The 13,012-nt window shown below is 70.2% G+C and carries 12 protein-coding genes; 11 read left to right on the plus strand and 1 reads right to left on the minus strand.

Going from position 1 to position 13,012, the window contains the following annotated elements:
* Positions 1–19: 19 nt before the first annotated feature.
* The gene (locus WMF46_RS09095; RefSeq protein ID WP_437985264.1) at positions 20–439 is read right to left on the minus strand and encodes a hypothetical protein; all 420 of its coding nucleotides are present in this window, start codon (positions 437–439) and stop codon (positions 20–22) included.
* A gap of 233 nt (positions 440–672) precedes the next feature.
* On the opposite strand from WMF46_RS09095, the gene WMF46_RS09100 reads away from it, so the two are divergent.
* The 11 genes from WMF46_RS09100 to mraZ all read left to right on the plus strand — a co-directional run bounded on the left by WMF46_RS09100 (position 673) and on the right by mraZ (position 12,997).
* A complete protein-coding gene (locus WMF46_RS09100) occupies positions 673–1,437 on the plus strand; it encodes an SDR family oxidoreductase (protein WP_012234280.1) in 765 nt (254 codons plus the stop codon).
* 323 nt (positions 1,438–1,760) lie between these two features.
* Entirely contained in the window at positions 1,761–1,973 is a 213-nt protein-coding gene (locus WMF46_RS09105; protein WP_437328430.1) for a (2Fe-2S)-binding protein, read from the plus strand.
* A gap of 198 nt (positions 1,974–2,171) precedes the next feature.
* Positions 2,172–2,642: a bacterioferritin gene (gene bfr, locus WMF46_RS09110; RefSeq protein ID WP_437908078.1), complete on the plus strand. Its 471-nt coding sequence runs from the start codon at positions 2,172–2,174 to the stop codon at positions 2,640–2,642.
* Positions 2,643–2,851: 209 nt separating this feature from the next.
* The gene (locus WMF46_RS09115; RefSeq protein WP_437985265.1) at positions 2,852–4,207 is read left to right on the plus strand and encodes a sigma-54-dependent transcriptional regulator; all 1,356 of its coding nucleotides are present in this window, start codon (positions 2,852–2,854) and stop codon (positions 4,205–4,207) included.
* A gap of 395 nt (positions 4,208–4,602) precedes the next feature.
* Positions 4,603–5,010, plus strand: a complete 408-nt coding sequence (locus tag WMF46_RS09120) for a response regulator (protein ID WP_437298706.1) — start codon at positions 4,603–4,605, stop codon at positions 5,008–5,010.
* 9 nt (positions 5,011–5,019) lie between these two features.
* Entirely contained in the window at positions 5,020–6,144 is a 1,125-nt protein-coding gene (gene queA, locus WMF46_RS09125; protein WP_437985266.1) for a tRNA preQ1(34) S-adenosylmethionine ribosyltransferase-isomerase QueA, read from the plus strand.
* Positions 6,141–7,298, plus strand: a complete 1,158-nt coding sequence (gene tgt, locus WMF46_RS09130; RefSeq protein WP_437985267.1) for a tRNA guanosine(34) transglycosylase Tgt — start codon at positions 6,141–6,143, stop codon at positions 7,296–7,298. The genes queA and tgt overlap by 4 nt, the downstream gene beginning before the upstream one ends.
* Before the next feature lie 335 nt (positions 7,299–7,633).
* Positions 7,634–9,316 carry a response regulator gene (locus WMF46_RS09135; RefSeq protein ID WP_437985268.1) on the plus strand — a complete coding sequence of 561 codons (1,683 nt, stop codon included), beginning with the start codon at positions 7,634–7,636 and terminating at the stop codon, positions 9,314–9,316.
* 71 nt (positions 9,317–9,387) lie between these two features.
* Positions 9,388–11,526: a GYF domain-containing protein gene (locus tag WMF46_RS09140; RefSeq protein WP_437985269.1), complete on the plus strand. Its 2,139-nt coding sequence runs from the start codon at positions 9,388–9,390 to the stop codon at positions 11,524–11,526.
* 98 nt (positions 11,527–11,624) lie between these two features.
* Positions 11,625–12,029, plus strand: a complete 405-nt coding sequence (locus tag WMF46_RS09145; protein ID WP_012234290.1) for a cobalamin B12-binding domain-containing protein — start codon at positions 11,625–11,627, stop codon at positions 12,027–12,029.
* A 509-nt stretch (positions 12,030–12,538) separates the two neighbouring features.
* Positions 12,539–12,997, plus strand: coding sequence for a division/cell wall cluster transcriptional repressor MraZ (mraZ, locus tag WMF46_RS09150; RefSeq protein WP_012234291.1), 459 nt, complete (start codon positions 12,539–12,541; stop codon positions 12,995–12,997).
* Positions 12,998–13,012 lie beyond the last annotated feature (15 nt).

Here is a 13,012-nt window from a genome sequence, read left to right on the forward strand (position 1 = left end):
GCCCGCCGGCGGATGCCGGTCAGCGCTGCCGGCTCTGGAACGAGCGGAGATACGGGGCCCGCTCGTCGTCGCTGACCGGCTCGTTGCTGATCACCCGATGGTCGCGCGGCAGGAAATACACGAGCCGGACCGTCATGTGGTCCTTCGCGACGGTCAGCTTCCCCTTGCGACGGAGCTCCGCGGCCTCCTGGAAGCTCTGCGCCTTCGGATCGTAGGCGATCATGTGCAGATCGGACCCGAACGGCTTGGGCAGCTCTTCCACCTCGACGATCTTGTAGATGCGGATCCCTCCGCTCTGCTCGGCGGCTGCGACCACGGCGCCGATCACCAGATCCTTGCCCGTCGGATCGGAGGTCTCGGGCACCGGGGGGGCGCGGTCACATGCAGGCGCGAGCGTCAGGATGCCGGCGCACACGGCGGCGAGCGCGATCGACCTCATGGGCGCTGAATAACATCGATGCCACCCGGCGCAAGCGGCGACCGCGCTGTTACGCGGAGTACGCGGGGTACGCGGGTTGCGCGGTTACACGGATTGCGCGGGGGCCTGCAGGCCGCGCGGGGGTTGCGGGCGTTGGTGGCGCGCTGCCACGTCGTCCGCCGCCTCGCGGTGGTGTCGTGGTAGACGGCGCGTTCGACACGGAGATCGGGAGCGATCCCTGGAGGAGTGCGATCATGCGACTCGAGGACACGAAGTTCGTCGTCACAGGTGCTGCCCAGGGGCTGGGTCGCCACTATGCGCTGCGGCTCGCGGAGCTCGGGGGCCAGGTCGCCGCCGGCGACATGAACGAGGAGGGGCTCGCGTCGCTCGTCGAGGCGAGCAAGGGGCTCGCCGGCAAGGTCCACGCGCGGGCGGTCAACGTGGCGGTGGAGGCCGAGGTGGAGGCGTTCGTCCGCTTCGCGCACGAGGCGATGGGCGGCCTGAACGGCCTCGTGAACAACGCGGGCATCCTGCGGGACGGCCTGCTCGTCAAGAAGGACCGCCAGACGGGCGCGGTCGTCAAGCTGAGCGCGGCGCAGTGGCAGGCCGTCATCGACGTCAACCTGACGGGGGCCACGCTCATGGTCCGCGAGGTCGTCGCGAAGATGATCGAGACCGAGCAGAAGGGCGTCATCGTCAACATCAGCTCCATCGCGCGCCACGGCAACCGCGGCCAGTCGAGCTACACCGCTGCGAAGAGCGCGCTCGCGGCGAACACGAAGACCTGGGCGCTCGAGTTCGCGCCGTTCGGCATCCGCGTCGGCGCCGTTGCGCCCGGCATGATCGAGACGCCCATGACGCAGGGCATGCACCAGAAGGCGCGCGACGCCTTGGTCGCCATGATCCCTGTGGGCCGCATCGGCGTGCCCGAGGACATCTGGCAGGCCGTGCGCTTCGTGATCGAGTGCGAGTACTTCAACGGTCGCTGCATCGACGTCGACGGCGGCCTCACGATGTGACGCCGGCACGCGGCCGACCGCTCCGCGGTGGGCGTGCGCTCGCGCCTCGCCGCCTCGCCGCTAGCCCGCGCTCGCGCGGCGTCGTCTTCCGCCGGTCTGACCGGCTGCATCCCTGCCCCATCCCTCTTCCTTCGACGTCCCTGTGGCGCTCGACCGACCGAGCGCAGCTCGGCGCGTTCGATCGAGCGCTGCTGGCTCGATCCAAGGGGATCTCGGACCACGAGCCAAGGCGGCGATCCGCCCAGGCGACATTCCCCTTGACGCTCCGATATTGAAAGCTATGTTCAATATCAATCCAACCCGTTACGTAGCCGGGGGTCTGCATGTACGTCTGCCTCTGCATGGGCGTCTGTGATCGAGAGATTCGTGAAGCGATGAGCGAGGGCGCCTGCTCTGTTTCGCAGGTCATGGAGTGCACGGGCGCCGGTACGCGCTGTGGCTCCTGTCGGTCGACGATCGCCGAGCTTGTCGGCGAGCGCGATGGCGCCTCGACGCCGCGTCGCCTGGTGATGGCGCCGGTCTCCAGCGCAGCTTGATCCTCCGGATTGACCGGCAACAGCCTCAATGCCCTGGTTTCCGTCGGAAACGACGGCGGTGGCACCTATTTCCTTAGAAACTTCTTGCGCACCTCCACGGACCTCGCGCATTTGTGCGGGGCGCTGGCGTCCTAGCCAGCGTCCCCCGCCTGACAGGGGCGGGGTCCGCACGACAGGCATGAGCGCGAGAGGGGTCCGATGAAGGGTGCAAAAGACATCGTTGATGCGTTGAACGAGGTGCTTGCCGGAGAGCTCGTTGCGATCAACCAGTATTTTCTGCACGCGAAGATGTGTTCGCACTGGGGCTTCGTCACGCTCGCTGCGCACGGGCGCGCCGAGTCGATCGACGAGATGAAGCACGCCGATGCGATCATCGATCGCATCCTCTTCCTCGATGGGCTGCCCAACCTGCAGCGCCTGGACACCCTGCACATCGGGCAGAGCGTGCCGGAGCAGCTCAAGAGCGACCTCGATCTCGAGTACCACGCGGTCAAGCGGCTCAACACGGCGATCGCCCTCTGCCGCGACAAGGGGGATCGCACCAGCGAGGATCTCCTGGCCAAGATCCTCGAGTCCGAGGAGGAGCACATCGACTGGCTCGAGACGCAAATCGGGTTGATCGAGAAGCTCGGCGAGACCGCCTACCTTGCCCAGCAGATCCGCGAGTAGGGTAGGGTGAGGGCCGTCCCTCGCGCAGGGAGCGTCCCCCGTGCACCTCTGGCGGCGGAGGTCGTGCTTGACGTACGATGCTCTGGACGCATGTCCAAGGCGCCGCGGACGACCGTGCTCGCGCGCTTACGCGCCAGCGCGGCACGTCGGTCGTGATCGTCGCGCCGCGCTCGTTTCCCGGAGGAGGATGAGCGCGGCGGGGGAAATCCATGTCGAAGATTCTTGTCGTCGATGACCAGCGGAACATGCGGACCACGCTCGCGATGATGCTGCGTGGCGCCGGGTACGAGGTCGATGAAGCCGCGGACGGCAGCCAGGGCGCCGATCTGGGCGCCAAGGGGGCGTACGACGTCGTGCTCACCGACCTCCGGATGGGCGGCTTCGACGGGATCGGCGTCCTGCGCGCGGTGAAGGAGTCGAACGCGAACACGGAGGTCATCGTGATGACCGCGTACGGCACCATCGAGAGCGCGGTGGAGGCGATGCGGCTCGGCGCGTTCGACTACATCCAGAAGCCGTTCTCGGAGCAGGAGCTCCTCGTGAAGGTCGAGCGCGCGATCCAGAACCGGAAGCTCACCGGCGAGGTGCAGCTGCTCGCCAGTGAGTTCAAGGAGCGCTACCGGTTCGAGAACATCGTCGGCCGCTCGCAGGCGGTCCGCGAGGTGCTCGGCCGGATCGTCAAGGTCGCGCCGACCGACGCGACGGTGCTCATCACCGGCGAGAGCGGCACCGGCAAGGAGCTCGTCGCCAAGGCCATCCACGCCAACAGCAAGCGCGCAGACCGCCCGTTCGTGCCGGTGAACTGCGCCGCCATCAGCGAGACGCTCCTCGAGAGCGAGCTGTTCGGCCACGCGCGAGGCTCGTTCACGGGCGCGATCTCGGCGAGGAAAGGGCTGTTCGAGGAGGCCGACGGGGGCACGTTCTTCTTCGACGAGATCGCCGAGACCCCGCTCACCTTCCAGGCGAAGCTGCTCCGCGCGATCCAGGAGAACGAGATCCGCAGGGTAGGCGAGAACAAACCCATCAACATCGACGTGCGCATCATCGCCGCGACGAACCAGGAGCTCCTGACCGCGGTGTCGGAGAAGCGGTTCCGTCAGGACCTCTACTACCGGCTGAACGTCGCGCGCTTCGTGCTCCCGCCGCTCCGCTCGCGTCGCGAGGACATCCCGATCCTCTGGGAGTTTTTCCTGGAGAAGTACAACCGCAAGATGAGCTGCCGCGCCCGCGCCGCCGACGGCGTCGTCGAGGCGATGACGCAGTACGACTTCCCCGGCAACATCCGCGAGCTCGAGAACATGGTGGAGCAAGCGGTGGCCCTCTCGGGCGGCGGCGTCATCAGCGTCGACGACGTGCTGCCCGCCGCGGTGCAGCCGAAGCGCGCGCCCGAGGCCGGCGGCAGGCTGCTCGCCGACGTCGTCGACTGCGCCGAGCGCCAGGCGATCGAGGCCGCGCTGCGGGAGTGCGACGGCAGCCGGGAGCGCGCCGCCGAGGTGCTCGGGATCAGCGCGACCACGCTGTGGCGCAAGATGACCCGCCTGGCGATCACGTATCCCCCGGGCTGAAGCGGCGCCGGTCCGGCGAGCGCCTTCCATCGCCCACCGGCCGGGCTCAACAGCTCGCTCCCACGGCACACAGCGACCTCAGGCGGACCGCGCTCGACGGGCCATGCTCCCCTTGCACCTCGACCTGCTGCCCATCGAGCTCAGCCTGCATTCCTCCGTTCGGGTCGTATGGATGCGGCCGCTCGATCCGAGCAAACCACCTGACTCAGCCGTAAATCAAGGGAGCTAGCCTACGCGAGATTGCATCTTTGCAATGATGCAGCGTCGGGATTTGCCTTAGTGCAATGAGGCGCCTGATGTAGACTGTGCTCTTCTGTTTCACTTTAGCGTCGGCAACTGCAACGCGTCGATTCGGGAACTTGGCCCGGTGATTGCTAGACAGGTAGGCGTATTGGATGGCGGCGATCGCCGCAGGAGGACGCTTAATGGCCCGCATGCTGATCGTGGACGGTGAGAATTCCCAGCGTCGCGCTCTTTCGGCAGGGCTAAGCGTCGAGGGGTTCGAGGTCGTGTTCGCCGCCTCGTTCCAGGATGCGCTGCTCACCCTCGGCTCGTCCCCGATCGATGTGGCGATGATCGATCTGATGATGCCGGACCTGAACGGCCTCGATCTCGCGCGGCACATCCGGCATGCGTTCCCGAGGGTGCGGGTCGTGCTCTCCAGCGCGTATCACCTCTCCGCGCGCCAGGTCGAGCGCGCCGACTGCGGCGCGGTGGCCTTCGTCCCCAAGCCTTACCAGGTGGGCGAGATCTGTCGCTTCCTCCGCGCCAAGACGAACGTGCTCACGCCCGCGTCGTGCTAGTAGCGCGGCGTGCGCTGCGAGCTGCTCGACTACGAACTCCCTGAAGCGCTGATCGCTTCGCGGCCCCCCGAGGAGCGCGACGGAGCGAGGCTCCTCCTCGTCGATCGCGGCCGCAGGGCGGGCGAGGTGGAGCACGCGGCGATCCGCGATCTCGACCGGTACATCGAGCGCGACGCGCTCGTCATCGTCAACGACACGAAGGTCGTCCCCGCTCGTCTGTTCGGGAGGAAGCGCGGCACAGGCGGGCAGGTCGAGCTCTTCCTGCTGCACCGGGTGGACGGGGCGCCGGCCGGCGCGGAGGACCTCGGCGGTGGGCCCCAGGAGAGCGCGCCGCGGTCCGAGCACTGGCGGGCGATGGGGCGCGCCTCCAAGCCGATACGCCCGGGATCGGTGCTCGATATCGAGCGCGACGGCGCGCTGGTCGCGGAGGTGCTGGAGCGCGCCGAGGACGGCGTGCTCACGGTGCAGCTCTCCTCGCCCGCGGGGCTGTCCGTCGCCGCTGCGATCGACGCGTACGGGCACGTCCCGCTCCCGCCCTACCTCGGTCGCGGCGACGACGCGTCCGATCGCGAGCGGTACCAGACCATCTTCGCCCGGGTCCCAGGAGCGGTCGCAGCGCCCACGGCGGGCCTCCACCTCTCTCCCGGCCTCGTCGAGCGGCTCCGCGCGAACGGGGTCGAGATCGCGAGCGTCACGCTTCACGTCGGCCTCGGCACCTTCCAGCCGGTCACGGTCGACGATCTCGACCTGCACCCGATGCACGCGGAGGTCTACTCGATCCCGGACGCGACCGCGGGCGCGATCGCGGGGGCGCGCGAGCGCGGCGCGCCGGTGATCGCGATCGGCACCACCGTGGTTCGCGCGCTGGAGTCGGCCGCCGATCCGGCCCGCGAAGGCCTCGTGCGGGCGCAGTCCGGGGAGACGCGCCTCCTCATCCAGCCGGGCTATCGGTTCCGTGTCGCCGACGCCCTGCTGACCAACTTCCACCTGCCGCGCTCGACGCTGCTCGCGCTGGTGTTCGCCTTCGCCGGCCGCGAGCGCACGCTCCTCGCGTACCGCGCGGCGATCGACGCCGGCTACCGCTTCTACTCGTATGGTGACGCCATGTTGATCCGTGGGGTGGACGCGCCATGAGCCGGACGCCTGGCTTCTCCTTCTCCGAGCTCGCGAGGGACGGGCATGCCCGGACGGGCGTGCTCTCCACGCCGCACGGCGACGTGCTGACCCCGACGTTCATGCCGGTCGGCACCCAGGGCAGCGTGAAGACGTTGACCCCCGCCGAGGTGGCCGCGACCGGCGCGAGGATCGTCCTCGGCAACACCTACCACCTGTGGCTCCGCCCTGGCCCCGAGCTCGTCGCGCAGCTCGGCGGTCTGCACGCGTTCACCCGCTGGCCGCACGCGATGCTCACGGACTCCGGGGGCTTCCAGGCCTTCTCGCTGGCCGAGCGGCGCACCCTCGTCGAGGACGGCTTCGTGTTCCGATCGCACCTCGACGGCGCCCGCAAGGCGCTCACGCCCGAGGTCGCGATGGAGGTGCAGGGGCTGCTCGGGGCCGACATCGCGATGCAGCTCGACGTGTGCCCGCCGGGCGGCGCGCCGCGCCCAGAGGTCGAGGAGGCGTGCCGCCTGACGACGCGCTGGGGGAAGCGCTGCCTCGCCGCGAAGCGCCCGAGCCAGGCGCTCTTCGGCATCGTGCAGGGCGGCACCTCGGTCGCGCTGCGCATGGCGCACGCCGATGAGCTCGGTGCCTTGCCGTTCGACGGGCTCGCCCTGGGCGGCTTCTCCGTGGGCGAGCCGATCGCGATGATGCACGAGGTCGTCGCCCAGATAGGGCCGCACCTCGACCCGACGCGCCCCCGCTACCTCATGGGCGTGGGGACGCCGATCGATCTCGTGCACGCCATCGGCGCCGGGGTCGACATGTTCGACTGCGTGCTCCCCACCCGGAACGCGCGGAACGGGCAGGCGCTCACGCAGCACGGCAAGATCGTCATCAAGCAGGCCCGCTACAAAGAAGATCGTTCGCCGCTCGATCCGACCTGCGCTTGCCCGACCTGCGCCGGTGGATACAGCCGCGCGTACCTGAGGCACCTCTTCATGGCCGGCGAGATCCTGGTGCTGCGCCTGCTGACGGAGCACAACCTCCACCTCTATGGCCGCCTGATGCGAGAAGCGCGCGCGGCGATCGCCGAGGGGAGGTACGCGGCGTTCGCTCGCGCGTGGCTCGGCGCGAGCGACGCCGGTAATGCAAACGATGCGAACGAGACGGTCGGCGCGACCGAGTAAGACCGAGTGACCCTACATCGTCGCCATGGCCTCTTCGATGCGTTCGCGGAGCGGGCGCAGCGGGCGCCGTCGCGCCGCCGGCGCATCGCCTGCGCTGCCCGGAGGGTTCCGGAGTAACATGGGCGGATGGTGAGCTCTCGCCTCTGGCGTCGGGACGCGCGCTTGGATCCGCGCGCATGGGGCGGCGTCCTGGCCGCGCTCGACCCGGCCGTATGCCCGAGCCGTCGGCGCACGAGCCCGAGCCGGTCGTGTCGGTCGGATGGCCGCCTTCGCGCGCGGGTCGCGTGCTTGCCCGCGCATTCCACGTCCATTAGCCTTCGAACTCGGCCCGCGGAATGACGCAAGACGCCAACAAGAAGCCGCTCGGACGCATCCTCCTGCAGCAACGGGCGGTCACCCAGCCCCAGCTCGAACAGGCGCTCCTCGATGCGCGCGCGAAGGGGGTGCCCCTCGCCACGAACCTCATCGAGAGCGGCACCGTCTCCGAGGTCGCTGCGCTGAAGGCCCTCTCCGAGCAGAGCGGCGTTCCTGGCATCGATCTCAACCAGGTCTGCATCAAGCTGAGCGACCTCTCCATCCTCCCCCGCGAGATCGCCGCCAAGCACAAGCTCCTTCCCGTGCTCGTGCGCGAGGATCGCATCCTCGTGGCCATGGCCGCGCCCGCCGACAAGAAGGTGATCGACGAGCTCGAGTTCGTGACCGGCAAGCGCGTCTTCCCGTACATCGCGCTCGCGGGCCCCCTCGTGCGGACCATCGCGGCCGCCTACGACATGAAGGAGCAGGGCGAGCCGTTCTACGTGGGCGCCAAGTGCCCGCCCGAGGTGCTGAAGCGGGCCGGGCTCGGCGCCACGGCGTCGTCCGCCTCCGAGGCGCCGCCTGCGCCCCCGCCAGCCCCTGCGCAGCCCGCGCCGCGCCGGCCCGCGTCCGCCGTGCCCCCGGCGACGGTGGCCCAGGCCCCTGTGGCCCAGGCCCCTGCGGCGTCCGCTCCCAGCGCCGCCCCGCCGCCGCCGCGGCCCGCGCCGGAGCGCCCGCGCGACGACGCGGAGATCTCGTTCGCCGATCTCACCGACGATCCGAGCCCGCCTGCTGCCGCGTCGCCGGCCCGCCTCTCCTCGGCGGGGCCGCCGCTCGTCGTCGACGACGCCATGCGGAGGGCGGCGGCGGCCGACGAGCTCACGGACACGGATTTCGGCACCGCAGACCGCGATCTCTCCGTCGTCGAGTCGCTCCCGGGCGCAAGCAAGGCGCCGCAGGGCGATCAGACGACGATCCTGGTCGTCGACGACGAGCCGGAGATCCGGAAGCTGCTCCGTCGCATCTTCGAGGAGCGCGGGTACCGCGTGGAGGAGGCCGATCGCGGGCTCCTCGCGCTGCGCATGGTCAAGGAGAATCCGCCCGACGTGATGATCCTCGACGCCATGCTGCCGGAGGTGCACGGCTTCGACATCGCCCGCCGCATGAAGGGCACCCAGCGCTACGGCCACATCCCGATCATCATGATCTCGGCCGTCTACCGCGGGTGGCGGTTCGCGGAGGACCTGAAGTCGAGCTACGGCGTGGAGGCCTACATCGAGAAGCCCTTCCGCGTCGCCGACGTCGTCGCCGCCGTGGAGAACGCGCTCCAGGCGCGCTCGATCCGCGGCGATCAGGACCGGATCTCGGCGGAGGCGGAGCGCCTCCTCGCCGCGGGGATCGCGGCGTATCGCGCGGGCGATTTCGACAAGGCCGTGCGGCACCTGCGCGAGGGCACGGCGATCGACCCGCTCGCGTACCGGCTGCACTTCCACCTCGGCCTGCTCTACGGCAAGCAGGGGCAGCTCTACGACGCCATCCAGGAGCTGGAGACGGCGCTGCACATCAACGGCAAGCACTTCCCCGCGCTGAAGAACCTCGCCGTGCTCTATCAGAAGGCCGGGTTCCGCAACAAAGCCATCGAGACCTGGGAGCGCGCGCTGGGCGTCGCCCCCGATGACCCGACGCGGCAATCGATCAAGGAGCACTTGCTCGGGCTACTCTGACCGCCTACCCCATGTCGTCTGGGGCCAAGCTGTCGTAGACTGCGCCATTCCACCGGCAGGCGCGTCCTTGGATGAAATTCATCTGCGATAACTGCAAGGCCAAGTACCAGATCGGTGACGAGAAGGTCGCCGGCAAGATGGTGCGGATGCAGTGCCGGCGATGCGGGCACCTCATCCAGGTCAGCGCGAGCGTCACCGAGAGCTCCGTGGCGCGTGCTCTCCCGGTCGAGCCGCCGCGCGAGGCGGGCGACGATGCGCACGTCGCCCCTCCGAGCGACGAGGCGCCGGCGGCGCACGGCGCGGCGAGCCCGTTGAAGCCGCCGCTGGCTTCGTCCCTGGGCCACGGCGCCGCGCCTGCGCCGCCCCGACCGGCATCCCAGGCCCTGCCGCGGCCGGCGGGCGCTCCTCGACCTCCGGTCGCGCCGCGTGCCGTCCCCGGACCGGCGTCGAGCCCGCGTCCCGCGACCGCACCGCAGGCCTCCCCGGCAGCCCGGGCTGTCCAGCCGGCGCCCGCGGCGCCGGCTCGTTCCCCTGCGCCTGCCGCCAGGGCGGCGGAGCCCACGCCGCCGGCGGGGGCCGCCGGCGCGTTCACGCGCGCGATGTCCAATGACCGCCCGCTCGGGAAGGCGCCGGCCGTGCGCGCCACGGCGAGCGAGGACTGGTACGTCGGGGTCGGCGGCGTCCCGCTCGGCCCGGTGCGCCTCTCGGTCATTCGCGACAAGGCGCTTGCCGGCGCGGTGGACGGCGAGTCGCTCGTCTGGCGCGAAGGCTTCGATGAGTGGCAGCCCCTCAAGAACTTCCCGGAGCTGCTCGAGATCGTCACGCAGGCTCAGTCCACCCGCCTGTCCCCGCCCACGCGCCGCATCAGCACCACGGGCTCCTCTGTCGGTCAGTCGCAGGCGTCGTCGGCGAAGGCGCCCTCCTCGTCGAGGATCCCTGCGCTCGGGGGGGCCGCGCCCGCGCGCACGGCGACGCGCGAGCCGGAGCCTCCTGGCCTGAACGAGCAGGCCCCGGCGGTCGCCGCCTTCACGGCGGCGGGCACGCCCGCTGTGTCGGCCCCGCTGCCCGCGCCGGTCGCATCGGCTACGTCCGTTGCGTCCGTTGCGCGCGTCACCCCGGTTGCGCCAGCAGCGAGCGCGCCGGCCGCATGGCCAGGAGCGCCGGCAGGCGCCGGGCGGACCCACGCCGCGGGCGCTGCGCCCGTGGAGATGCTCGCCGATCCCTTCGCGGCCGATCGGACGGTCCCCGTCGCGTTCGCGCCCGGACCCGAGCAGGTCGCGTCCGCCTCGACCGAGCTCGGCCGTGGGGCCGGCGGCCTGGCTGCGGGCGGGTCGCTCTCTGCGGCGGCGCCCGCGGGTGGCCTGGCCGCTGGGGTAGCCCGCTCTGCGACGGCGCCAGCAGGCGGAAGGCTGACCGCGGGGGGCTCACCCGCCGCGGCAGGGGCCATCTCCGCCGCGGAGCCCGCACCTCTGGTGGGCACGCCAGGCAGCCTGGTGGAGACGGTCGCGCCAAGGCGGCGATCGGGCATGAGCCCGCTCGCATACGCCTTCATCGCCATGGCGGCGGCGTTCGGTGGCGTCTCCGCGTTCGTCCTGCTCTCCCCGAAGCCGCAGCAGCCCGCGCAGGTCGTGACGGCCCCCCCGCCGCAGAGCCAGCCGGCTGATCTGCCCACGGCGGCCCCGCCGCCGCCGCCGAGCGTCGAGCCGGACGCACCTGCGCCGGCCGAGACGGCTTCCGCCCGGCCAGAGGTCGCTTCGACGGGTAAGGCGGGCGGCGTCGCGAGCCAGCGCCCTCTGCCGGACAAGCCGGTCGCTCCACCGGCCTCTGCTCAGCTCGACCGGTCCGGGTTCGGCGCTGGGGTCGCCGGCCCCTCGTCAGGGCCGGGCAGCCAGGGGGCCGGCGCCGGTTTGACCCCGCTTTCCCAAGGGGAGATCTCCGGCGTCGTCGAGTCGAACCGCCCCAGCGTCCGCCGCCACTGCTGGCAGCCCGCCCTCGACGCGCGCGCCAGCAACGCGGCCAGCACCGCCAGGGTCTCCGCTTCGGTGGTCATCGCTGCGTCGGGCGCCGTCCAGTCGGTCTCGGCCGGCGGGTCGGAGAAGGATTACCCCGGCCTGTCGAGCTGCATCGCCTCCCGGATCAAGTCCTGGCGGTTCCCGCCTTCCTCGGGTTCCACCTCCGTGACGATTCCGTTCGTCTTCGCCGCGCAGTAAGCCCGCTGCTCAGCAAGGATGCACCCCTGCGGAGCGAAGGCCGCTCGATCGGGCGCTTCGCTTTACGTCTGCCCAGGCAGGCGGTAATCGACGCGCTCATGGCAGAGCGCAAAGTCCGAATCCTCGTGGCGAAGCCCGGCCTAGACGGCCACGACCGCGGCGCCAAGGTGGTCGCCAGGGCACTCCGCGATGCGGGCTTCGAGGTGGTCTACACGGGCCTGCACCAGACCCCCGACATGATCGCCTCGGCCGCTGTGCAGGAGGACGTCGACGCCGTGGGGCTGTCGATCATGTCCGGAGCGCACAACACCCTCTTCCCCGCGGTCATCGAAGCGCTCCGGAGCCGCGGGGCCGAGGACATCGTGGTGTTCGGTGGGGGCATCATCCCGGACGAGGACATCGCGCGGCTCCAGAACGCCGGCGTGAAGGGCGTCTTCACCCCCGGGACCACCCTGAAGAGCATCGTGGAGTGGGTCCAGACCAACGTGACCCCCCACAGCTGACCGCCGCCGCGGGGCGCCTCCCCACTCTCCCCCACCGCGGCGCGCGTCCCCACTCTCCCCCACCGCGCGCCTTCCCCGCCCGGTTTCACCTCAGCCACAGGCTCGCTGAGCCCGCCCGGTAACCCGGCTACGCACCCGTTCGCCCGACCGCGAATCGATGTGCTCAGGGCGGCGATCCGTCTTGCTTGCTTTCTGTCTTGCCAGCGTCCGCCCGACGCGTTCCAGCCCACCTCCGAGCGGCTCCCCACTTCCTCCCACGGCCCTGCCCGAGGGCCATTTATCGATAAATCGCGCTGTTTTGTGGGGTACGACCTTGAGGGTTTATGTCCTACATAGGCGGCGGATGAGGTCCAGAAATCTCCCAAACTGTTGACACTCGGCACCTCACTCCGTAGCGTGGCGGAGCTTCGTGGGAAGAAGTGGCAGAGAATGTCACGACGCGGCGTGCGCCCGTTGGAGCAACGCGTCGCCAACCCCTCGGCGGGACGGACCAGCCGGAGCTGGGGTCGATGAGCACGATGTTTCGCGGTCACTTCGAGCACGCGATCGACGCGAAGGGGCGCACGAGCCTTCCTTCGCGCTTTCGCGACGTGCTCGCGGCCGCGAACGACCTGCGGATGGTCATCACCCCGGCCCTCTTCGACCCCTGCCTGCACGCGTATCCGATGAAGGCCTGGGAAGAGCTGGAGGCGAAAATTGCAGCACTTCCGCAATTTGATTCGAACGTGGTCGCATTCCGGCGCCGTTACCTGTCCGCGGCCGTCGAGTGTGACCTTGACAAACAGGGCCGGATCCTCATCCCGCCGTCCCTCCGCGAGCACGCGGACCTCACGAAGGACGTGCTGTGGGCGGGCATGGGCCAGACGATCGAGCTCTGGTCGCAGGAACGGTGGAAGGCCGCTCAGCAGATGAGCGAGGTCGAGCTTCAGAGCTTCAAGAACGCAATCGCGGAGCAGTTCCGCCTATGAACGTCGTCAATGTAG

Source organism: Sorangium sp. So ce117, assembly GCF_051524395.1.
Taxonomy (GTDB): Bacteria; Myxococcota_A; Polyangia; order Polyangiales; family Polyangiaceae; genus Sorangium; species Sorangium cellulosum_B.